This window comes from Enterobacter chuandaensis (assembly GCF_003594915.1).
Taxonomy (GTDB): Bacteria; Pseudomonadota; Gammaproteobacteria; order Enterobacterales; family Enterobacteriaceae; genus Enterobacter; species Enterobacter chuandaensis.
In genome coordinates this window covers 1-21,382 of record NZ_QZCS01000009.1, presented here as the reverse complement: position 1 = coordinate 21,382, position 21,382 = coordinate 1, and the positions used below count along the sequence as shown (strand labels likewise).

The 21,382-nt window shown below is 56.0% G+C and carries 16 protein-coding genes and 1 pseudogene; 7 read left to right on the top strand and 10 right to left on the bottom strand.

The features are described 5' to 3' along the window. Positions 1-9 precede the first annotated feature (9 nt). Together D5066_RS14675 and D5066_RS14670 are read left to right on the top strand one after the other, a co-directional pair. The gene (locus D5066_RS14675; protein WP_119916381.1) at positions 10-513 is read left to right on the top strand and encodes an ESA_00282 family adhesion-associated protein; all 504 of its coding nucleotides are present in this window, start codon (positions 10-12) and stop codon (positions 511-513) included. 81 nt (positions 514-594) lie between these two features. After that, positions 595-1,083: a TIGR00645 family protein gene (locus D5066_RS14670; RefSeq protein ID WP_080328194.1), complete on the top strand. Its 489-nt coding sequence runs from the start codon at positions 595-597 to the stop codon at positions 1,081-1,083. A gap of 64 nt (positions 1,084-1,147) precedes the next feature. On the opposite strand, the gene D5066_RS14665 is transcribed toward D5066_RS14670, so the two are convergent. Beyond that, entirely contained in the window at positions 1,148-2,188 is a 1,041-nt protein-coding gene (locus tag D5066_RS14665) for an aldo/keto reductase (RefSeq protein WP_119916380.1), read from the bottom strand. A 257-nt stretch (positions 2,189-2,445) separates the two neighbouring features. Between D5066_RS14665 and D5066_RS14660 the strand changes: the two genes are divergently transcribed. Beyond that, a complete protein-coding gene (locus tag D5066_RS14660; protein WP_119916379.1) occupies positions 2,446-3,993 on the top strand; it encodes a methyl-accepting chemotaxis protein in 1,548 nt (515 codons plus the stop codon). 48 nt (positions 3,994-4,041) lie between these two features. Here D5066_RS14660 and D5066_RS14655 read toward each other — a convergent pair whose 3' ends face one another. After that, positions 4,042-4,374: a YMGG-like glycine zipper-containing protein gene (locus D5066_RS14655; RefSeq protein ID WP_119916378.1), complete on the bottom strand. Its 333-nt coding sequence runs from the start codon at positions 4,372-4,374 to the stop codon at positions 4,042-4,044. A gap of 160 nt (positions 4,375-4,534) precedes the next feature. Beyond that, the gene (yghU, locus tag D5066_RS14650; protein ID WP_119916377.1) at positions 4,535-5,404 is read right to left on the bottom strand and encodes a glutathione-dependent disulfide-bond oxidoreductase; all 870 of its coding nucleotides are present in this window, start codon (positions 5,402-5,404) and stop codon (positions 4,535-4,537) included. Positions 5,405-5,587: 183 nt separating this feature from the next. On the opposite strand from yghU, the gene gss reads away from it, so the two are divergent. After that, on the top strand, positions 5,588-7,450 hold the full coding sequence (gene gss, locus D5066_RS14645; RefSeq protein ID WP_119916376.1) for a bifunctional glutathionylspermidine amidase/synthase: 1,863 nt from the start codon (positions 5,588-5,590) through the stop codon (positions 7,448-7,450). A 52-nt stretch (positions 7,451-7,502) separates the two neighbouring features. Here the strand turns inward: gss and pgaD are convergent, their stop codons facing one another. The 4 genes from pgaD to pgaA are packed head-to-tail and all read right to left on the bottom strand — an operon-like array spanning position 7,503 to position 13,642. Next, positions 7,503-7,937, bottom strand: a complete 435-nt coding sequence (gene pgaD / locus D5066_RS14640) for a poly-beta-1,6-N-acetyl-D-glucosamine biosynthesis protein PgaD (protein WP_119916375.1) — start codon at positions 7,935-7,937, stop codon at positions 7,503-7,505. Next, the gene (gene pgaC, locus D5066_RS14635) at positions 7,934-9,265 is read right to left on the bottom strand and encodes a poly-beta-1,6-N-acetyl-D-glucosamine synthase (protein ID WP_119916374.1); all 1,332 of its coding nucleotides are present in this window, start codon (positions 9,263-9,265) and stop codon (positions 7,934-7,936) included. Before pgaC ends, pgaD begins: the two co-directional genes overlap by 4 nt. Continuing rightward, on the bottom strand, positions 9,258-11,195 hold the full coding sequence (gene pgaB, locus D5066_RS14630) for a poly-beta-1,6-N-acetyl-D-glucosamine N-deacetylase PgaB (protein WP_119916373.1): 1,938 nt from the start codon (positions 11,193-11,195) through the stop codon (positions 9,258-9,260). The genes pgaC and pgaB overlap by 8 nt, the downstream gene beginning before the upstream one ends. Positions 11,196-11,203: 8 nt before the next feature. Next, a complete protein-coding gene (gene pgaA, locus D5066_RS14625) occupies positions 11,204-13,642 on the bottom strand; it encodes a poly-beta-1,6 N-acetyl-D-glucosamine export porin PgaA (protein ID WP_119916372.1) in 2,439 nt (812 codons plus the stop codon). A gap of 672 nt (positions 13,643-14,314) precedes the next feature. Here pgaA and D5066_RS14615 point away from each other — a divergent pair. After that, positions 14,315-14,842 (top strand): helix-turn-helix domain-containing protein, encoded by a 528-nt coding sequence (locus D5066_RS14615; RefSeq protein WP_080328183.1) that lies wholly within the window; start codon positions 14,315-14,317, stop codon positions 14,840-14,842. A gap of 61 nt (positions 14,843-14,903) precedes the next feature. Here D5066_RS14615 and D5066_RS14610 read toward each other — a convergent pair whose 3' ends face one another. After that, the gene (locus D5066_RS14610) at positions 14,904-17,906 is read right to left on the bottom strand and encodes an autotransporter outer membrane beta-barrel domain-containing protein (RefSeq protein ID WP_119916370.1); all 3,003 of its coding nucleotides are present in this window, start codon (positions 17,904-17,906) and stop codon (positions 14,904-14,906) included. 114 nt (positions 17,907-18,020) lie between these two features. Next, complete coding sequence (locus D5066_RS14605; protein ID WP_061097082.1) at positions 18,021-18,335, bottom strand: lipoprotein; 315 nt, start codon at positions 18,333-18,335, stop codon at positions 18,021-18,023. Positions 18,336-18,510: 175 nt separating this feature from the next. Between D5066_RS14605 and D5066_RS14600 the strand changes: the two genes are divergently transcribed. Together D5066_RS14600 and D5066_RS14595 are read left to right on the top strand one after the other, a co-directional pair. After that, a complete protein-coding gene (locus D5066_RS14600; RefSeq protein WP_119916369.1) occupies positions 18,511-19,143 on the top strand; it encodes a LuxR C-terminal-related transcriptional regulator in 633 nt (210 codons plus the stop codon). After that, on the top strand, positions 19,140-20,924 hold the full coding sequence (locus D5066_RS14595; RefSeq protein ID WP_119916368.1) for a hybrid sensor histidine kinase/response regulator: 1,785 nt from the start codon (positions 19,140-19,142) through the stop codon (positions 20,922-20,924). The genes D5066_RS14600 and D5066_RS14595 overlap by 4 nt, the downstream gene beginning before the upstream one ends. A gap of 278 nt (positions 20,925-21,202) precedes the next feature. Here D5066_RS14595 and D5066_RS14590 read toward each other — a convergent pair. Then, positions 21,203-21,325, bottom strand: a pseudogene (locus D5066_RS14590) (IS1 family transposase); the annotation flags it as partial. Positions 21,326-21,382 lie beyond the last annotated feature (57 nt).

Here is a 21,382-nt window from a genome sequence, read left to right as displayed (position 1 = left end):
AGCCAACCCATGAACAGCATCTTTTTTACGGTCATCGTATTACTATTACTGACCGCTGGTGTGCTTTTATTGATGCAGGATTTCAATAAAACCAAAGCCTCGAAGGACACCGGTGAAGCCCCGCAGCCTGAGTTGATGACAAAAGAGGAAGGAGAGGACCATTTCTCCGTTTTGATGAACTCGGTAACACCCGTTTGGTACTGGCGGGTGAATCACGAATATATCGACTTCTTACATGCGACAATTAAGCGCATGAATATGTCGGAAATTAACGACACGCCCGGTCTGTTTGAGGCGCAGCGTCGGTGTAGCGACCTGAATTCAGCGGTTTATAAATATTACGACAATATCAAAAAGCGCTGTCTTAACGGTGAGAAAGTCTCCTGTGCCGATCTGGACGTTTTAAATCTACGTCAATGTTTTCGCGAGTTCAGCCTGGAAGCCTACCCGGAACTGGTGGCGCTGGTCTGGCCGCAGTATGCGCGTCCGGAGGTTAACCCGGACAACGTCTGAGCAATACACTGGTTAGTTCTTGCAAACAGTCAGCGCCGTTGAGATATACTGGGCGCTGGTTTCTTTTGCAAACAGGACTTTATGGAACGCTTCTTCGAAAACGCCATGTACGCCTCTCGCTGGATACTGGCCCCCGTCTATTTTGGCCTTTCGCTGGCGCTGATCGCGCTGACGATTAAGTTCTTCCAGGAAATCTTCCATGTTCTGCCGAACATTTTTTCCGTCGCCGAAGCGGACCTGATTCTGGTTCTGCTGTCGCTGGTGGATATGACGCTGGTGGGTGGTTTGCTGGTGATGGTGATGTTTTCCGGCTATGAGAATTTTGTCTCCCAGCTTGATATTGACGAGCGCAAGGAGAAGCTCAACTGGCTGGGCAAAATGGACGCCTCGTCGCTGAAGAATAAAGTGGCCGCCTCGATTGTGGCAATCTCCTCAATCCACCTGTTACGCGTGTTTATGGATGCGAAAAACGTCCCGGATAACAAGCTGATGTGGTACGTGATCATCCACCTGACGTTTGTGCTGTCGGCGTTTGTGATGGGGTATCTGGATAAGATCAGTAAGAAATAAGGTACACATTTCTCCCTCACCCTGCCCTCTCCCCTCTGGCGAGAGGGCAGGGTGAGGGGAAAAGCTATTTATCCGACGACGCCTGCCACAAATTCAGCTCACCATCCGCCACGTGCTGGTCAATCCGCGTGAGCTCTTCCTCAGTAAAGTGCAGGTTATCCAGCGCCCGAACGTTCTCAGCAAGCTGTTCAGGGCGGCTTGCGCCAATCAGCACTGACGTCACGCGCGTATCTTTCAGCAACCAGCTCAACGCCATTTGCGCCATGGTCTGCCCGCGCGCCTGTGCCATCTCGTTCAGCAGGCGAAGGCTGCTCAGGTTGGCGTCGGTCAGCATTTTCTGCGTCAGCCCGCGCACTTTATTGCCTTCACGCTCCATGCGTGAACCTTCCGGAATGCCGTTCAGGTATTTTCCGGTCAGCAGACCCTGCGCGAGCGGGGTAAAGGCGATGCAGCCCGTGCCGTTAGCTTCCAGCGCATCCAGCAAGCCGGTCTTATCGACCCAGCGGTTAAGCAGGTTATAGGATGGCTGGTGGATCAGCAGCGGGATCTTCCACTCGTGCAGCAGCGCGGCCATTTTTTGTGTGCGCTCGGTAGAGTAGGAGGAGATGCCCACGTACAGCGCTTTCCCGCTCTGAACCGCATGGGCCAGCGCGGAGGCCGTCTCTTCCATTGGCGTATTTTCGTCCACGCGGTGGGAGTAGAAGATATCAACATATTCCAGACCCATGCGCTTGAGGCTCTGATCGAGACTGGCGAGCAGATATTTACGTGAACCACCGGACCCATAAGGCCCGGGCCACATGTCGTAACCGGCTTTGGTGGAGATAATCAGCTCGTCGCGATACCCGGCGAAGTCTTCACGCAGCAGGCGGCCAAAATTCTCTTCCGCGCTACCCGCTGGCGGGCCGTAGTTGTTAGCAAGATCGAAATGGGTAATGCCGAGGTCGAAGGCTTTACGCAGCAGCGCGCGCTGGGAATCAAGGGGCTGAACGTGGCCGAAGCTGTGCCACAGGCCCAGCGACAGCGCGGGCAGGCGCAGGCCGCTCTTTCCACAGTAGCGGTACTGCATATTCTCGTAGCGGGTAGCGTCAGGGTACCAGGACATGATGTCTCCTTTCTTATTTAATGAATTTTCGAAACAACGTTTTTGTTCTGCGTTTATCAAATCATAAATTGTACGGAGAAGCGATGACACGGCCTGTTCTCATCATGCTGAAACGTGACGATTAACCATGACTGTGTGACCTGTGAAGCCACGCTAATCAAAAATAATCACAAAAGGTTATAATTTCCGCGCTGCCTGCCGATAACGAGAGTAGCACTCGCCTCTGGGCGAATTCACCCTCACGGCAAGGAAGATTTATGAATATGCTACGTAATTTCACGATCCGTTTCGTCATGCTGACGATCCTCGGGATCTTTTGTTTAATGTGGGCAGGCGTTGGGTTGTACAGCACCTGGTCCCTGTCACGGGTATCAGATGGCAATGAAGTCGATCGCCAGCTGGTGAAACAGATGACGGTGCTCAGCCAGGGCAACGATCAGTATTTCCGCTTTGTCACCCGCCTGAGCCGCGCAATGGAAGTGAAGGCCGCTGGCGGCACGCCGGATTTGTCCTCTGCCCAACAGGCGCTGAACAACATGGGTAAGAAACTGGCCGAAATGAAGGCGATCTCACCTGGCCCAATGGATGAGCAGGTCTCTGCGCAGGTGATAGGTTCCTGGCAGGCGCTGCTTGAACAGGGCGTCACGCCGCAAATGGAGCAGGCGAAGCAGGCCTCGCTTGAGGGCTATCGTCAGCAGGCCAATAACGTCACGCCGCCGCTGAGCCGTGCGTTCGGGGCCGCCGCCGAAGAGTTCAACAATGCCGCCGCGAAGACGCTCGACAGCACCCGCGTGATGGTGGACGGCCTGACCAGCATGACCCGCACGGTGATTATCGCCGCGACGATCGTCGGTCTGCTGATCCTGCTTTTCACCGACCGCTATCTGGTTTCGATGCTGGTTAAACCGCTGGATCGCATTCGCCAGCAGTTCCGCCAGATTGCCCAGGGCGATCTCAGCCAGCCCATTGAGCCGTTCGGTCGCAACTGTGTGGGGCAGCTGGTGCCGCTGCTGAGCGCCATGCAGGACAGCCTGCGTGAAGCGGTCAGCACCATTCGCTCCGGCAGTGAGAACATCTGGCGCGGCGCGACGGAAATCTCCAGCGGTAATAACGATCTCTCTTCCCGTACCGAAGAGCAGGCTGCCGCGCTGGAAGAGACGGCGGCCAGCATGGAACAGCTGACCGCCACCGTGAAGCTGAACGCGGAAAGCGCGCGCCAGGCCAGCCAGCTTGCCGATGTGGCCTCAACCACCGCCAGCCGCGGCGGTTCGCTGGTGGAAGAGGTAGTCACCACCATGAGCGGTATTTCGGAAAGCTCGAAGAAAATTGCTGAAATTACCAACGTGATCAACAGCATCGCCTTCCAGACCAATATTCTGGCGCTCAATGCGGCCGTAGAAGCGGCGCGCGCGGGCGAGCAGGGGCGTGGATTCGCCGTGGTGGCGGGTGAAGTCCGTAACCTGGCAAGCCGAAGCGCCAATGCGGCAAAAGAAATTGAGGGGCTGATTACTGATTCCGTGACCCGCGTAGAGCAGGGTGCGCAGCTGGTGAGCGACACCGGCACCACCATGGATGCAATTTTGCGTGACGTGACGGAAGTGACGACCATTATGAAGCAAATCGCTTCCGCCTCTGAAGAGCAAAGCAAGGGCATTTCGCAGGTCGGAATTGCCATTACGCAGATGGACGGCGTCACTCAGCAGAACGCCTCGCTGGTAGAAGAGGTTTCCGCGGCGGCGGCGGCGCTGGAGCGTCAGACCGAAGAGCTTCAGCGTTCGGTGCAGAAGTTCCGCCTGACGGCATAACACAACAGGCCGCCTGGTGCGGCCTTACTCTTTCTTGTCCCGATGCTGTTAGTGCGTCGCTTCACCAATCAGCGCGCCCGTGCCGGCACCCACGGCTGCGCCTTTCAGCACGCTCTTGCCCGTCACTGCAGCCGCGCCCGCGCCAACAACAGCACCTACGGCACCGCCCTTACGTGCGTCTTTGCCTTTTTCGCCGTTTTTGAACATTGCACCCGTGCCTGCGCCAACGACGGCGCCACCCACGGTTGATTTCAGATCTTTGCCCGTGGCGGCGCCAATAGCAGCACCTGCGACTGCACCTGCAGCGGTTTTGTCGATGGCCATTCCCGAGGTGGAAAAAATGAGGGCGCTGATAACCAGCGTTGTTTTAATAAGTTTCATAACAGATCCTTTGTGACTGCTGTCGGTTGATACGTCGTTTCTCACTTTCTCATGCGAGAAAAACGTCCAGATAGTGCCAGCAATACCGGCTCAACCTTTAGGCTAATCATGCCCTGGGCAAGGATCTCAGTTGCCGGGCGGGGAGCCGCCCGGCGGAACATTATGCCTGACGCTTGTCTTCCGTATTAGTATCGAAGTCGCTCGCCGCGTGGCGTTCGTGAAGCTGCTCGTTCAGCTCGCCGCTGGTGCGGTTAACGATGCGTCCGCGCTTAACGGCATGGCGGTTCGCCACGTCTTTTGCCCAACGCTGGACGTTGGTGTATTTTTCAGCTTCCAGGAACTCGGCGGCGTTATACACGCTGCCCAGCGCCACGCAGCCGAACCACGGCCAGATCGCCATATCCGCGATGGTGTACTCCTCACCCGCCACGTAGCGACCGCGCGCCAGCTGTTTATCCAGCACGTCGAACAGGCGCTTGGCTTCCATGGTGAAGCGGTCAATCGCGTACTCAATCTTCACCGGTGCATAGTTGTAGAAGTGACCAAAGCCGCCGCCGAGGAAGGGGGCCGCGCCCTGCAGCCAGAACAGCCAGTTCAGGGTTTCGGTGCGGCCAGCCGGATCTTTTGGCAGGAAGTGACCAAATTTTTCTGCCAGATAAAGCAGGATGCTGCCGGATTCAAATACGCGCGTTGGCGGGTTCGTGGAGTAGTCGCGCAGCGCCGGAATTTTCGAGTTCGGGTTCACGTCAACAAACCCGCTGGAGAACTGATCGCCCTCGCCGATGCGGATCAACCACGCGTCGTATTCCGCGCCCGTCACGCCCAGCGCCAGCAGCTCTTCGAGCATGATGGTCACCTTCTGGCCGTTGGGCGTTCCCAGGGAGTAGAGCTGTAGCGGGTGGGTACCCACGGGCAGATCTTTCTCGTGCGTCGCGCCGGAAATCGGGCGGTTAATATTGGCGAACGCGCCGCCGTTGTTCTTTTTCCATTCCCACACTTTCGGTGGCTGATAGGTGTTTTCTTCTGACATGTTGGCCTGCCTTTTCGGTGTTGTGTTGAGGCAGTGTAGCAGGTGGCAGGGGAACCGTTTAACGATGCGAGCGTAATGCACAGGGCAGGTGTATGATAAATCCACCTCTGTCAGGTTAATTACAACGTGCAGACGACGACAACCCTTCAAAAAATTGCCGCCTGCCTGTTTTAGGTTGGATACATGCGTAAAGGAAAGTTAAGCAGTGATGCGCCATTCGGGACGTTGTTAGGCTATGCGCCGGGTGGCGTGGCGATTTACTCATCAAATTATGGCAGTCTGGATCCGCGCAACTACCCGGAAGAGGCGGATTTCCGCAGCTATATCGGCAACGAATACATGGGCCACAAGTGGCAGTGCGTTGAGTTTGCCCGCCGTTTCCTGTTCCTCAACTATGGCTTCGTGTTTACCGATGTCGGCATGGCGTGGGAGATTTTCTCCCTGCGCTTTTTACGCCAGGTGGTAAACGATAACATCCTGCCGCTGCAGGCCTTTTCCAACGGTTCGAAACGCGCGCCGCGCGCCGGGGCACTGCTGATCTGGCAAAAGGGCGGCGAGTTTCATGAGACCGGCCACGTGGCGGTGATCACTCAGCTTCTGGACGATAAGGTGCGTATTGCGGAGCAGAACGTGATTCACTCCCCGCTGCCGCTCGGGCAGCAGTGGACGCGCGAGCTGCGCATGACCGTCGAGAACGGCTGCTACACCCTTCATGACACCTTCAGCGATACCGAAATCCTCGGCTGGATGATCCAGACGGAGGACACCGAGCACAGCATTCCCCAGCCTGAACCGGACGGTGAACTGCTGAAAATCCGCGGCGCACGATTGAAAAACAAACGTCAGTTCGACGGGAAATGGCTTAACGAGGACGATGCGCTTCAGCAGGCGTATATTCGGGCAAACGGGCATGTGATCAACAAAGATCCCTGCCAGTATTTCACCATCACCGAAAGCGCTGAGCAGGAGCTGATCAAGGCCACCAACGAACTGCACCTGATGTACCTGCACGCGACGGATAAAGTGCTGAAAGACGACAGCCTGCTGGCGCTGTTCGACATTCCGAAAATCCTCTGGCCGCGCCTGCGCCTCTCCTGGCAGTGGCGTCGCCACCATATGATCACCGGTCGTATGGATTTCTGCATGGATGAGCGCGGCATTAAGGTTTACGAGTACAACGCCGACTCTGCGTCCTGCCACACCGAAGGCGGGCTCATACTTGAAGAGTGGGTGAAAAACGGCTATCGCGGCAACGGGCATAACCCGGCGGAAGGGCTGCTGGAGGAGCTGACCGGCGCCTGGAAGCACAGCCACGCGCGGCCGTTCGTGCACATCATGCAGGACAATGACGTCGAAGAAGACTACCACGCGCTCTTTATCCAGCGTTCGCTAATGCAGGCCGGGTTCGAGACCAAAATTCTGCACGGGCTGGAGGCGCTGAGCTGGGATGCCGCGGGGCAGCTGATTGACGACGAAGGTCGCCACGTCAACTGCGTGTGGAAAACCTGGGCGTGGGAAACGGCGATAGAGCAGATCCGCGAGGTGAGCGAAACCGAATACGCCGCCGTGCCGATCCGCACCGGGCATCCTGAGGGCGAGGTGCGCCTGATTGACGTCCTGCTGCGCCCGGAGGTGCTGGTCTTTGAACCGCTGTGGACCGTTATTCCCGGCAACAAAGCGATTCTTCCGGTGCTGTGGCAGCTGTTCCCGAACCACCGTTACCTGCTTGATACCGATTTTGAGGTTAACGATCTGCTGAAGCAGACCGGCTATGCCGTCAAGCCGATTGCCGGACGCTGCGGCAGCAATATCGATCTCATCAGCGCGCAGGACGAACTGCTGGATAAATCCAGCGGTAAGTTTGTCGATCGCAAAAACATCTACCAGCAGCTGTGGTGCCTGCCGAAGGTCGACGGCAAATACATTCAGGTTTGTACCTTCACCGTGGGCGGGAACTACGGCGGGACCTGCCTGCGCGGCGACGATTCGCTGGTGGTGAAAAAAGAGAGCGATATCGAGCCGCTGATTGTACTGAAGGATAAGTAACGTCCATTTGCGGTAAAAAAGCCCCCGCCGGGCATCCAGCGGGGGCTTTTTGTTACTGCGCGTCCTCGTCCTGCTGTGCGCTGGTTTTCAACTCGATAATGCGTCCAATCTGGTCATGATAAACCGTCAGCAGGTTGTGCTGGCTCATCTCCGAGATGAGTTGCGGTGAGACGTTAAAGCTGCGGGCAAGTTCGTCATGATGCAACAAGCCCGGCTGACGCCGTCTTACGTTCGCGCGGCGGCGATTGTACTGATACCACAAAATCAGCAGCCAGCCGTTGAGCGCGGCGAGCAGAAAATAGATCAACACCGTGTTAAAGGAAGCAATAATGGCTCCCCAGCGGTAGTCGCTCTCTTCGGTCAGGTGCATCCACAGCCTGGCGTACAGGAAAAACAGAAATCCTCCCCACGCCAGTAGCGTTAACGCAGCATCGAAAAGACGCGGCAATAGCCGATGCTCCGTCAAAATTAAGGTATTTTCGTTCATTGAAGGCTTCCTTTTCCCCGGTCCGGACTGATCCAGCGCGCGCGGGCGCGCTGGCGTTTAAGCATGACTTTTGGAAATGCGACGAGAGTGGTGAACAGGCCAATCATCCAGTACACCATCGGGAACCAAATCACCCAAAAAAGCGAGCTGGCCACTCTTCGCTCATAGCGCCGCTCAATGTACAAACTGACCAGGAACTGCAGCAGGCACATCACTCCCAGCAGCAGCCCGGTAAACTCTGGCGGGAACAGCGTATCAACGGTCAGATTGGCCGGAAGCGGAACAATATGCCCGATGGCGAATAGCAGCACGGTTATCGCGTAAGCGAATGCCCACAGCGTTGACAGCGCGTACTCCAGAAACAGCGGCCACATGCGGTGGTGTTCCCAGCGCACCATTTTGCGCAGGTTGACCAGAAACACCTCCGCGCCCCCCTGCGCCCAGCGCAGACGCTGTCTCCACAGGCCCTTCAGCGTCTCCGGCATCAGGATCCAGCACAGCGCCCGCGGCTCGAAAAAGATATCCCAGTGGCGCAGCTGGAGCTTCCAGCTGATGTCGATGTCTTCGGTGATCATGTCCGGGCTCCAGTACCCGACGTCCGCCAGCGCCTGTCGGCGAAAGGCAGCAATGACGCCGGAAACGGTAAACACCCGGCCATAGATCCGCTGCGTCCGCTTGATGAGCCCAATAATGGACGAGAACTCACCTACCTGAATGCGGCCAATCAGCGTGGAGCGCGTGCGAATGCGCGGGTTCCCGGTAACCGCCCCGACGTGGGGATACTGAATCAGCGGTGCCACCAGATACGCCGCGGTGTCGCGGTCGAGCAGGGCATCGCCGTCAATGCAGACCAGCAGATCGCCCCGGGCCGCCGCCGCCCCGGCTTTGAGCGCCACGGCTTTTCCCTGGTTTTCCGCGAGGTTAATCACCCGCAGGCGCGGCTGCTCCAGCGCCAGCTGGTGCAGCACCTGTGCGGTGTTGTCAGACGAGCCGTCGTTAATGGCGATCACTTCTATATTCTCATACCGCTGAGCCAGCGCGGCGCTAATGGTCTCTCTGGCGTTTCTTTCCTCATTGAAGCAGGGGATCAGAATGGAGATAAGCGGCTCGCCGGTAAGCGTCGGGGCGGGCGTGTCTTTATCCCATGACCAGTGGCGTTCAAGCTGAAACCAGAAATAGAGGCCGCCGGTGACCCAAAGCACGGACATAAACAGCGGCCAGAAAAAGACAAAATCCAGAATCAGTTCGCCGGTAAAGAGGGCGGCCACGCCTAACGGCAGCCCGAATACCAGACATAAAATTGAAAAGGCGATTAAGCGATCAGTCATTGTCAGGGTACCAGTACGAAGAAAATACGGGCCTGATGCGCGAGATATCAGGCTGGTTATTGATAAAGTCGTCGGGGTAGTAGCCGTAGTGTTTAATGCCGTTCAGCTGGAGCACCCGCATCCACGCCGCGAGCTGGCTGTCGGAGACGGCGCGCTGCGGTTTTTGCTCCCAGTCCCTGGCCTGCAGCTCGAAAATGGTTTTATCCAGCGCGCCGGGCCGCGCGGCGACGGCTTTGATCAAACGCGTCAGCCACGCATTGCTCTCGTTCGCCGGAACGGACTCCATCAGCGGCATCGCCATCGGCACCGTCCAGTCATAGGCCGCCAGAAAATCATCGAGATTCTGTGCAAACCACGCTTCGCTCTCGGGCTGCAGAATGGGTAAGACGAACATATTGCGCGCGGTTTTTATCTGCGGGCCGCGGATGTGCTTCACCGCCTGGCTCAGAGCGCGGGTAAACCCGATAAGCATCCGGCTTTTCTGGCGGGTCGTGTCCTGCATGGCATCGTCAACATCCGTCAGCACCGCATCGTCATGGAACAGGATCCCGTTGAAGCTGGCGTAGCGGGCCAGATCTTCATAGATATCCGTCACCTGCTGGCGCACCTGCGGGTCCCACGGGGAGAGCCGGATATAGGGCTCGGTGGCCTCGCGCAGCTGTCCTGTCCGATCGTCCCGGCGCTGCACGCGCGGCAGGGCAGGATCGAGATCAAACGAGAGTACCGGCATCCACGCGTAGACCTTCACCCCCGCGCGGGTTTGCAGCTGCCAGGAGACGAAGTTAAAGAGATCGGCCCGGACCGGCAGCCGACGATTGGGAAAATAGAGCGCTTTGATCCTGCCGTCGCCCTGCGGGTCGGCAAACGCCTGCAGGAAGACGTGGCCGATCTTCATGTCATAGACCCGCTGGATCAGCCTGTTGATGTTTTGGGTCTGCTGCGCCGGATCGGGATCGTAAACGTAGTCGAGATCGACATGCATCACGCGCACGGGATCGCGCTCCTGAACCTGGCTGACCGAACTGGCAAACGCTTTGAGCGAGGGGTTACCGGCGATCAGCAAACGGGGAATGCTACCGAGATTGCGCACGTCACCCAGCCCGTCCTCCAGGGTAAAGGCCAGCTGGTAACCCTGTTGTCTGGCGATGGCGAGCGACGTACCGCTGGCGGCCCCGTAAGGCCAGACCCAGGCGCGCGGCGCCTTACCGGTCACCTGCGTGATTTTTTCGGTCACCTTACGCACGTCATCGCCGATCCGCTGGCTGAACTGCTGGTCAGTTTCATAGCGTCCCGTCGCTTTATCATAAAAGCGGTTGGCGATGGCCGGTTCACGGCTGCCCTGCGGGTTGGCAACAATGCCGTAATGCGAGGCCCAGGTATGCGAGCCGATCTCAACCAGAGGAGACTGGCTTAATTCGCGCACCATGTCCCAGGTCGCGAAGCGATCCCGGGGCGTCATCAGGCCGCCAAAGTTCACCTTCTGGTTTGCTGGCGTATCCACCCAACTTCCCACCGGCGCCCAGAGCGCAGGCACGTTCCAGGCCTTAAGCAGCGGCCAGACGCGGGTGTAGAAGCTGCTGTAGCCGTCGTCAAAGCTGAGCAAAACGGCTTTGGGCGGCAGCGTTTTTTTCCCGTCATGCGCGTCCAGAATGTCCTGCACGCTGATGGCGTGATAGCCGTTGTGCAAAAGCCAGCTTATCTGCTCGTTTAACGCGCTGGTGCGTACGGAGAGGTAGCGCTGATCGGCGGCATCATCTTCGACGTCGTGGTAGGCCAGCACCAGAAACTGATTCTTCGGCCAGGGTTTACTCGCCTCCGGCTGCGGCCGATCTTTGGGCGCAATGAACGAGATAGCCTGCGCGCAGACGCTCGCACTGAGGCAGAGCCAGCCGATGAGTATCAGGCTCACGGAAAAACGTGTGTTCAGCATATTCATCCTTAAAAGCGTAAAGTCGCATCAAGCGTGACGGAGAGGTTGCTCTCGCGTTTGCCGTCGTAAGGGCGTTTGTCCCAGTTCAGCATCACGCCGGTATCAATGACGTTATTCCACTGGACGCGTTGCCCGTAGCCCAGCAGAGCGATGGCGCCAGCGGACTGGTTTTTCTGCCAGTAGCTGCCGCCTCCCGCCACAAACTGCTGGCTCCAGAGGGTGTCGTAATGGCGGACCATCTCATGGTCCACGGCCAGGGCGGCCGTCACGGACAGATCCCGCGCCGGGTTGTAATAGAGCGTGTTGCGCAGGCTGTTTTTACTGGCGGCGAGCCCAGGTTCAAGATCCAGCGTCAGGGTCGGGGACTGCCAGAGACGCTCCTGACCCGTAAGGGTGTATTCCTGTCGGCGGTTATGGTCTGAGAAGCGGCTGACTGCGGCGCTGAACTGGTACTCGCGGCGCTCGTTTTGATACCAACGCACCCCAGCTTCACCCCGGTTGGCGCTGATCCCGTTGCGTAATGCCCGTAGCGGCGTGGTGCGGGATAAGCGCTCAAGGCTGCCGCTGACCTGCCAGTTATCATTGAGAAAGTATGTGGATGAGAGGCGAGCACCCGGCTTGTTTTCACCGTGATAGCGGTTGCTGGAGAGCTCGGCTTCGAGCTGAAGGTCGCGAGGCCGCCACTCGACGCCGCCCAGGAGATGGCGGCTGGTGCCTTTGCCTTCATCGAAATTACCCTGCGCATAGCGGGCACCCGCGAACAGCCGCCAGCTATCCGCTATCGGGGGACCATAGAGCGTGGCGTCCCATGTGAGGTCGTGCGTCCCGCTGACGGGGTTATCGGAGTGCAAACCTTTGCCCGCGTTAAGGCGCAGCTCGGACATATGGTGGACGGCTCTGAGCCTGTCCAGACGCCGGGCGCTGCGATCGACGTGCGCGCGAGCCAGCACGTCGTCGGCCAGCAGGTCCATCTGTCGCCACTCCTGCAGATCCATGGCGACGTAAGCCTGCTGTTGTTCCAGCTCCAGGTTTGATGGCTCCAGCGCCTCCGCCCTTTTTAACGTTTGCTCGGCCGCGCGCGGCAGGCCCCGCGCCTGTAACAGCGTGGCATAGTCAATCTGCAATCCCTGGTTGCCCGGCGCCGTTGACGCCAGACGGTGCGCCAGCTTTTCGGCTTCCGGCAGGGCGTTGGTTGCCAGCAAATAGTTTAATTTGAGCGACTGCCCGGTAAGCCACCGATCGTTGGGCTGCGGAGTGGGCGAGCCGAAATCGTAGCGGATCCACGGAACGCCGCGGGTCTGGCGCTCTACGTACTGGCGAGCGGCCTGATATTGCCCCGTGTCCAGCCAGGCGTAGAAAAGCGCATGCTCATCGTCCTGCGGATCGGCGGCGTATTGCGGATAGCGTTGCAGCAGCGAGAAGGCGGCAGAAGCGTTTTGCTCCTGCAGATACGCGGAGATCGCCCAGCCGATGGCCCAGTCCGGCACCGGATGCTGCGCTGCCGTCAGCGCCTGATATTCACGGATGACCTGCGGGTAATCGCCATGCGCGTACAGCGCACCAAGCCTGTCGATGCGCGCCAGGATGACGTCCTCCGCCGCCTGCGGCTCGTGTTGCCAGCGGGAGAGCAGGGCGTCGTAACGATTAAGTGCCGTTTGCGCCAGCTGCAGGCGCTCCTTTTCCGTTCTGCCTGGCACATCGGCAAGGCGGACGAGTTCGGCGGCGGCATTACGCTCAAGAAGACGACGCTCCGCGGGGGGCAGCGTTACCCCTTGTGACAGCTGGAGCGCGGGGGTATTTACCCGGCTATCCGTTAGCGCGTCGATCTGCTCGCTGAGGAGTGCTTTATTCTCCGGCGCGAGGGTCAGCGCGCGCGTGTCGGCTAAAAGCCGATCCCATCTTTTACCCTGTCGTAGCCAGACGTACGACAGCGTCTGAAGGTGTGCCTGAGAGGGATTTTCCGCAACCAGCCGTCGGGCTTCCTGCAGAGCGAGCGCATCCATACGGGCATCGGCCAGGGTTTTGATATAGCCGATACGATAATCGTCGTTATCCGGCGCAAGGCTAAGCGCCTCCTTCCAGAGCGATAAGGCTGGCTGCCACGCTTTTTGATTTCTCCTCGCCTGTGCGACGGCAGCAACACCCCGGGCGGGCAGCGGCATATAAACGCCATAACGCTGCCAGACCTGAATAACCTCGTCATCGCGGCCTGCCCAGGAGGCAACCTGTAACCAGTCTGCCACCTGCCCGGACGTCAGCGCATTCTGTTGCTGATAATGCTGAACATAATCGAGAAACGGCGTGTAATTACCGTTACGCGCCTGTTGAATCTGCTTTTCATAAACGGATTCCGTCGCCTGAACCAGAACAGGAAAGAGTAATAACAGAAACAATAACCCTGGGGCGCGATAAAAGAATAACGTTTTGAAACGAAGCGATCTTTCCATATCTATTTGCCATTTGTTTATCATGAATCCATTGCATAACACGGCTGCCTTTTAACTCTGCGTTAAAGGCCATAAATGAGAACATTAAATCTGAAAGCGGTGATGTTATGGGGTACTTACTTAAAGGTAATTATAGATCCTTATCTCGGTGAACTGGATGGAAGGTAATGTACACCTGATATGTTGCCGGATAAATATGTTGAAAAGCGGGTGGATGGTTTTGAGATAATTCTGTAATGGCACGTTTTTGATGATTATTTTGAATTGGGGTGTTATTTGTAATTCATTGATTAAATTGTATTTTATTTTTATTGCAAAGACTTTGTTTATATTTTTAATGTAGTTCATTCGTGCCAGTTAAAGTACTTTCTGGTACATGTTTGGGAAGTTTCATGACAAAAATTCTTAATGTTTGGTGAAGCGTCTTTTCTGAGATTGTTTTTTATTTATAATTAATATCAGCCATTGAATGATAGTCTACAGGAAGTCTAACGCATCAATGCGTGCATTGAGGGATGATCAAAGCTGGAATACATTTGTCGTTAATACAAATACGCTATAAAACGAAGGCGCTCTTCTTTCAGGGGAGGCGTTCTTGCTTTAATCTAAAAGGGATGGTTAGTGGCAACTTCAATAGTGTTAGTGACTCAGGATCGCTATCTTGTCAGGGGGATGAGGCTATTTTTTCCGGATATTATCCTGCTCGACTCGATTGACAGAAACATATTTGATAACGGTGCAGATGAATATTCTGTGTTGATTGATAGTCGTTCTCCGCTCCGTTTATATGACTACCTGATACGCCATCCGGCCAGAACGAAAAAAACGATCTGCTGCGTGATGCTGGATATGCGCCATCGCGAGGAGAATCTACTCAGTATGAAGTTGTTTATGAACACGTCGCTTACGGCACCGGATATGGCGTCGTTATTTAACCTGGTGCTCAATATGAAGGGCAGGCGTCTGACCACCAAATGGCTGCTTAACTTACGGCTTAGCACACATGAAGCGATTATGCTGCGGTTACTGAGGGCAGGGATGTCGATGGAAGCGATTGCCGATGAGCTGAATACGTCGGTGAAAAGCCTCTATCGCAAACGAACGGCGCTGTCGGAACGCCTGGGGGCCGAAAACTTCAACGAGGCGTGTTTGTTTATCTTTAAAAACAAACTGCTGGATGCGGTTGGGAACGATCCCTGAATTCCTGTGTGCCCAAAAGCAAGAACCCGCCACAAGGGCGGGTTCTTTTAACGAAGATAATTCAGAACGACCAGCGCAGATTAGCGTTAACCGAGTTGACGCGGGTATCCGCACCATATTGCCCCTGGTAACCCACATCCAGCGTCGCAGCCCGCGACAGCTGTACGCTCACGCCAATATCACCCACCATCACGTCCTCATCCACGGCCTGCCCCTGAGTAATGAACGCGTCGCTGCCTGCAAACGCCATGCGCGAAGAGGTATTCTTATCGCCATAGGCGTGCTGCCAGCCCAACGAACCGTAGAGGTTAACGTTCTTCGGTAGCTCGGTCACACCGCGCACTCCGAGGGTGGAATAGAAGGTGTTCATCGTTTCGTTACGTACGCTCAGCGCGGCGGCGCCGCCGTCTTCCCTGAAGCTGTCGGTATGCAGTCGAACGTACGATAAATTGACGAAAGGCTCAATATTCATATCAGGCTGGCCGAAACGGTAGCCCGCTTCGGTGAACGCCAGCAGCGAGTTGGCGTCGTAATCCGACTTCAGACGATCCGAGAAGCCGCTGAAATCAACATTGCGCTCGCCTTCGATCTTGTGCCAGGTGTAACCCAGCGCGCCGCGAAGGGAGAACGCATCCTGTTGACCCGCCGCATACAGGCCAAGATGATAGTTGTCGGTATCCGTTGAGGAGCGACGACTGTCGACGTCGTAATCACCCCGGCTGTAGCCGAAGTAGCCGCCGACACGCACGTTATGGTCCGCCAGCTTGCGATCGGCCCCCAGCAGGAAACCGGTGGTGTTGCCGTCCAGCTTGCCCACGTTACCATCGCCGTTGTTCTGGCTCCATGAACTGAAGGTCTGACCCCAGACGCCGTTATTTTGCGGCTCAGGCTGCTGCACCAGCGACATCGCTAACGGTGGTATCGGCAGGCTGTCGTTATCAAACGCGCGCTGCATACGCTGGTTTAACACGTTAAACACCTGCGTGCTCCCAGCGATCAGGTTGGACTGTATTGACGGATAAACTTCACCGGACAGCTGATTGAATGCCTCGCGCGCTTCCGGCGCGCTCAGCAGCAGCAGCGAGTTGTACAGCGCCAGCGACGGGCCGCTTTGCGTCAGCGTGGAGAGCGCACCGGCGGTATTCCACTGGTTGCCGCTTTTGGCCACGGTCTGGAAAATCCCCGGCTTGCCGCTGCCCGGATTCTCACCGCCCGGGTTTTCTCCGCCCGGGTTCTCACCGCCTGGGTTTCCTCCTCCTGGATTTTCGCCTCCTGGGTTTTCGCCTCCCGGATTCTCGCCGCCGGTCTCTTTCTGCGCGATGGTCAGATCGACGGCGTTGGTGCTCTGGTTGAGCGCCACGTCCAGGAAGGCGGATTTGGACACCGCCCCCGCGAACTGACCGTCAATTCCCCCGTCGGAGGTTAAAATGCGATAGCTTTGACCCGTTTTGTAGCTGGTTTGCGGATCCAGCGCGGTGACCTGTACCTGAGCCCGATCGCTGATGGTCGTTTTGCCTGCTACCAGCAACTGGTCGCTGCGGCCATCACCGGCGATATCGACATCATAGAAAGACTCACCTACAAAATTCAGATAACGTTTCAGCGTCAGCGTACCGATATCGCCATCCCCTGGTGAGATATGCCCGCCGGACAGGATCTCGGTCTGGCCCAGCGTGCCGTTCCCCCCCAGCGTGCCGCCGGCCTTGATTGACGCGGCGCTGCTGTAGCCCAGCCCGTTGCTAACGTCGGATCCCGCCGTCGCGTTGAGGATCAGCGTCCCGCCGTTCTCGGCGCTAAGGGTCTGAATATCAAAAATATCGTCTTCTGGCTGGGTGTTGATGTTGCTGGCAATAATGACTTTGCCACCGCGCGCGGTCACGTTCGCCTGAAGGGCTGAAAGATCGCCGTTCAGCGTTGTCTGCCCGGAGGTATTGATCACCTCACCTTCGCCGCTCATCTTGTTGCTGAAGACGTAATTTCCGTCGGTATGGTTGAAGTAGACATAGCTGCCGAACAGCCCGCCGCGCAGGCTGATTGCCGTATTCGCATCGAGAGTACCCGCGCCGCCCGCTGTGCCAAGCGTTGGCTCAGTTAAACCCGTTCCGGTGTCCATATTTCCGCGGCTGCCGATGATGAGCGCCCCCCGGTTCGAACCGGAACCCGAGGTCCCCACGATCAGCGTATTGCTGCCTGCGGAAAATGAACCGCCGTCAATCACCGACAGCACGCCATTGCCATAATCGCCCACGCTCACGCTGCTTCCGCTGGTAAAGCGCGAGTCTTTGCTCGCAATAACCAGTTCGGCGGTTTTACCCGCCCCGGAGACGCCCGCCACCTGCACGCCGCCAACGTTAACCGCACCGCCGTTCAACACGTCCAGGTCGCCATAAAGCGTCAATGTACGGCCAACGTTCCACTGTGAGCCGCTCCCCGTAACGGTGGCTTTCGGGCTTAGCGTGTCGGTTTCACCCGGCCCGGTACCGTTGCCGATGCGCGCATCGTAGGCGGTGCTGAGTGCCGCGCCGTCTTCAATCGACAGCGTGGAGCGTGCCCCCAGATCGGTGCCTACGCTGAGAAAATTACTGATCACGCGAGAGCCGGCGCCCGTGGCGATAAGGTGGCTGTCGTAGCCGCGGGTGGTGCCGACAACGATCTCCTTCGCGCTCGCCAGCGCGCCCTCTTCGACACGCAGGGTGCCGAGGCCAAGATTCAGGTCGCCGCGCAGGACGTACTGATCGTTTACCGCGTTTAGCTCAGCGTTTGGCCCACGAACCGTGACCACGCTTTCATAAATTTGGCCGTCGAACAGCCGACCGATATTGATGTTATAGGCGGTGATTTTGCCATTATCGATCAGCAGGTTTCCGCGTTGATTACGTCCAACGTAAACATCTCCGGTGTAACCCAGCGTTTCGGTAATACGCGCGTCGCCATCAAAAATGGCATCGGCTGCACGCGCGAAATCGGCAGGTGAAAGCAGTAACAGCGGCGCGGAAAATAGAGCGAGGTAAAGTCTGGAAAGCGGTGTCTTAACCGCTAAAGCATGCGATGTAGAGTTATTCACGGGCTATCTCCGTACTCATTAGCGTGATGTCTGGAAAATCGTTTTTATGAAAACTCAGATACGTCAGAAAATATAAAAGGCGTTATTTATGTACGCCTTTTGATTTGAAGTTAATTATTTATGCGTGACAACAGGGGTACAGGTTGGCGCGCTCAGCGTCGGTGCGGATCCTAAAATCCCCGGCATCATCATTGATGAGCAATCGAAAATACGCCCTTTTTCGGTCGTAGCGCGATAAGAGAGCTTTTGTCCGCCCAGTGCGTCCGGCTGGGCGCCATTAACATTGGTCACGGTTATTTCATCCGATGAACCCAGCCCCAGCATTTTAGCGGTCTCCGCCTGCAGGAGTGGAATAGCCTGATCGGTTTTCAGCGTCGAACAACCGGCTAGCATCAACGTAACGGTTAAAAAGACGAGAGGTTTTTTCATAAATTATCCTTGATATCCAATCAGTTAATTTCACTGATTGTATTTATGTTTTCATTTACTCAAATCAGCGAATAATATATTTCCCTTTCCTAATCGAAAAAACCCTCCTAAAGTAGGGTGGGTAGATAATAATTCATCTGTATTCTCAGATATGCGAAGGTCAAAGGAGGACCCTTTGGGACAGAATTATGCGTTGGTCGTTGATGACCATCCATTGGTAGCAAGCGGCATCGCCAATTTTCTGATTACACATTGCCAATTTAAGCAGGCGAGTGTGGTGACGAATGAAGACGATTGCTACCGTCAAATTAGGGATAATGGCCCGCCACGTTTGCTGGTAATCGATTTTTGGCTCTCGTCCGGAACGGCATTGAAATTACTCAAAGAAGTGAAACAACTTTACCCACAGGTACGACTCCTGGTAGTCAGCGGGGATGACAATAATGATCTCTGGCGGAAAGTTCATGCCGCCGGGGGGCACGGTTTTGTATTGAAAAGCGAACCGCCTGAAATGTTCTCACAGGCCGTTTTCGCACTCGCTAATAATGTGACCTGGTTTCCTGACGGAAGCGAACTTTCCGTTCAGTCGAATAATGAGAAGTTAAGTAAATTTAACTTAACGCCGCGACAAATAGACGTGTTAAATATGATTATGCGCGGTCTGCCAAATAAAAGAATCGCCGCGCAGCTTTCAATTTCTGAGCCCACGGTCAAAGAACACATCAGCAATATATTGAAAAAGATAGGCGTGAACAGTCGGGTAGAGGCCATTACGCTTCTGCATAGCAAGCAGGAACCGTCGGAATGAGGTTTTTCCAGAGCTTACAGAACGATGGTATCTCTCCTGCGGCGCAGATCCGTTTGCTAAACAACACCTTTCTGCGGCTGGTGTTTAGCTTTAGCGCGGTGCCCTTTGTCGGGATTCCTTTCGCCATCTGGATTTATATGCTTGGGGACGACCTCGGCCCAACGATTACCTGGATAATCATTTATCTGCTGTGTGCTGTGGCGATACGAATATTGCATCGACGCTATCAGCGCGAAGCGAAAGACAATATTGAAAAGGACGTGCTGCGACGCTGGCTTCCGCGTATCAATAATATCGCCTTTGTTCACGGGTTGGGCATTTCATCACTCTATTTAATTACCCCGCAGACGCAGAATTTTGACTTTTTCCTGCTTCTTAATATCAGCATCGCCGCTATCGTCGCCGCCAATGCGACGCATCTGACGCCCGTCATCAGCACCTTTACGCGCTTTTTCTTCGCCTCCTGGGGGGTATTAAACCTCGGTATTATCTGGCGGCTGGATGAGCTGATGTTCATCGTGCTCATGCTGAATTTGCTTTACGGCTTCGCGATTTACCGCCATGCATTAACTTCACACGCGTTCTTTATTCAGCAAGCGCTTCTTGAGGAAAAAAGCTCGCGCCTGGCGGAGCAGTTTCGTCAGGCCAAAGAGGACGCGGAGCAGGCTCTGCTGGATAAAAATCAGTTCCTGACAACCGCCAGCCACGATCTGCGCCAGCCCGTGCACGCCATGGGTTTTCTGATCGAAGCCATCCTCCACCGAAACCGGGACGACAGCCTGACGCCACAGCTTCTTGACCTGCAGCAGAGCGTTCGCTCGGTGCATTTGATGCTTAACTCTCTGCTCGATCTCAGCAAAATTGAATCCGGGAATGTACTTTCTGCCCCGACCAAATTGGATATCGGCGCTCTGCTTGACTCGGTAATCACGCTGTTTCGCGAAGAAGCCAACAGCCGCGCACTTAGGCTGTCTACCCGTCGGCCCAAACGCCGTATCTACGTGACAGGCGATCCGCTGCTGGTGCGACAATCCCTGATTAACCTGATTCAAAACGCCCTTCGCTACACGCTCAAGGGCGGTGTGCTGGTCGCCATCCGACCACGCGGTGAGGAGTGTATGGTTGAGGTGTGGGACACGGGTGTCGGTATCGCCGATGACGAGAAAGGGAAAATCTTCTCACCTTACTACCGCCCCGAGCTGGCATGGAAGATAGACAGCGCCGGACACGGGCTGGGGCTGGCCGTAGTGGCCCGTTGTGCCAAGCTGATGAAGGTGAAGTACGGGATGCAATCCATTGAAGGCAAAGGCTCACGCTTCTGGATGCGCTTCACTCAATATGCTGGTGAAGACATCGCGCTGGACACCACGCCCGCCTGTGAAAGCACCGCCACGCCGGTACGATATGCACCGCTGCACGGTTCCTGCCTGGTCGTTGATGACGACCCGCTGGTGACGTCTGCCTGGGAGAGCCTGATGAGCGTATGGGGAATCGACGTGCGCTGCGCGGCTTCCGCTGAAGAAGCGTTCGCCATTATCGACGACGGCTTCACACCGTTAGCCGTGCTGTGCGACCAGCGCCTGCGATCCGGCGAAAGCGGCTTCGACGTCCTTAAAGCGCTTTTTGAACGTCTGCCGGATATGAGCGGCGCGATAGTCAGCGGCGAATTTAATTCACCGGTTCTGCTGGAGGCAGAGCAGGAAGGGTACCTGGTGCTGCGCAAGCCTCTGGAGCCAGCTAAATTGTATGCGCTGCTGACGCAGTGGTTCGGGTGTCGCTAAGGGAATGTAGAAGTGCTGGGTTTGGCGGGCTCAGAATGCAAAAACGGACCTCCGTGGAGGTCCGTTAATAGGAATTTGGTGCCCGGACTCGGAATCGAACCAAGGACACGGGGATTTTCAATCCCTTTAAAAAAGGCCAAATGATCCAGCAGAACTAACAGTCGTTTACTGGTTAACCTTGAGAAAAACGGTTAGGTTTGGTGTTGCAGGACTTAAGCAATGCTTAAATACGGCATTTCGAAGCTACCAGAGATCTACCATTGGGTAATGACTCCAACTTATTGATAGTGTTTTATGTTCAGATAATGCCCGATGACTTTGTCATGCAGCTCCACCGATTTTGAGAACGACAGCGACTTCCGTCCCAGCCGTGCCAGGTGCTGCCTCAGATTCAGGTTATGAATCGCCACGGGTTTAACAGACACCTCAGAGTCATTTAAGATGGCTTAAAGAGAGGT

What these genes read in the sequence shown, in the direction of transcription:
- D5066_RS14675 (WP_119916381.1), top strand. Translation starts at nt 10, where the DNA reads ATGAACAGCATCTTTTTTACGGTCATCGTATTACTATTACTGACCGCT.
- D5066_RS14670 (WP_080328194.1), top strand. Translation starts at nt 595, where the DNA reads ATGGAACGCTTCTTCGAAAACGCCATGTACGCCTCTCGCTGGATACTG.
- D5066_RS14665 (WP_119916380.1), bottom strand. Translation starts at nt 2,188, where the DNA reads ATGTCCTGGTACCCTGACGCTACCCGCTACGAGAATATGCAGTACCGC.
- D5066_RS14660 (WP_119916379.1), top strand. Translation starts at nt 2,446, where the DNA reads ATGAATATGCTACGTAATTTCACGATCCGTTTCGTCATGCTGACGATC.
- D5066_RS14655 (WP_119916378.1), bottom strand. Translation starts at nt 4,374, where the DNA reads ATGAAACTTATTAAAACAACGCTGGTTATCAGCGCCCTCATTTTTTCC.
- yghU (WP_119916377.1), bottom strand. Translation starts at nt 5,404, where the DNA reads ATGTCAGAAGAAAACACCTATCAGCCACCGAAAGTGTGGGAATGGAAA.
- gss (WP_119916376.1), top strand. Translation starts at nt 5,588, where the DNA reads ATGCGTAAAGGAAAGTTAAGCAGTGATGCGCCATTCGGGACGTTGTTA.
- pgaD (WP_119916375.1), bottom strand. Translation starts at nt 7,937, where the DNA reads ATGAACGAAAATACCTTAATTTTGACGGAGCATCGGCTATTGCCGCGT.
- pgaC (WP_119916374.1), bottom strand. Translation starts at nt 9,265, where the DNA reads ATGACTGATCGCTTAATCGCCTTTTCAATTTTATGTCTGGTATTCGGG.
- pgaB (WP_119916373.1), bottom strand. Translation starts at nt 11,195, where the DNA reads ATGCTGAACACACGTTTTTCCGTGAGCCTGATACTCATCGGCTGGCTC.
- pgaA (WP_119916372.1), bottom strand. Translation starts at nt 13,642, where the DNA reads ATGGAAAGATCGCTTCGTTTCAAAACGTTATTCTTTTATCGCGCCCCA.
- D5066_RS14615 (WP_080328183.1), top strand. Translation starts at nt 14,315, where the DNA reads ATGAGGCTATTTTTTCCGGATATTATCCTGCTCGACTCGATTGACAGA.
- D5066_RS14605 (WP_061097082.1), bottom strand. Translation starts at nt 18,335, where the DNA reads ATGAAAAAACCTCTCGTCTTTTTAACCGTTACGTTGATGCTAGCCGGT.
- D5066_RS14595 (WP_119916368.1), top strand. Translation starts at nt 19,140, where the DNA reads ATGAGGTTTTTCCAGAGCTTACAGAACGATGGTATCTCTCCTGCGGCG.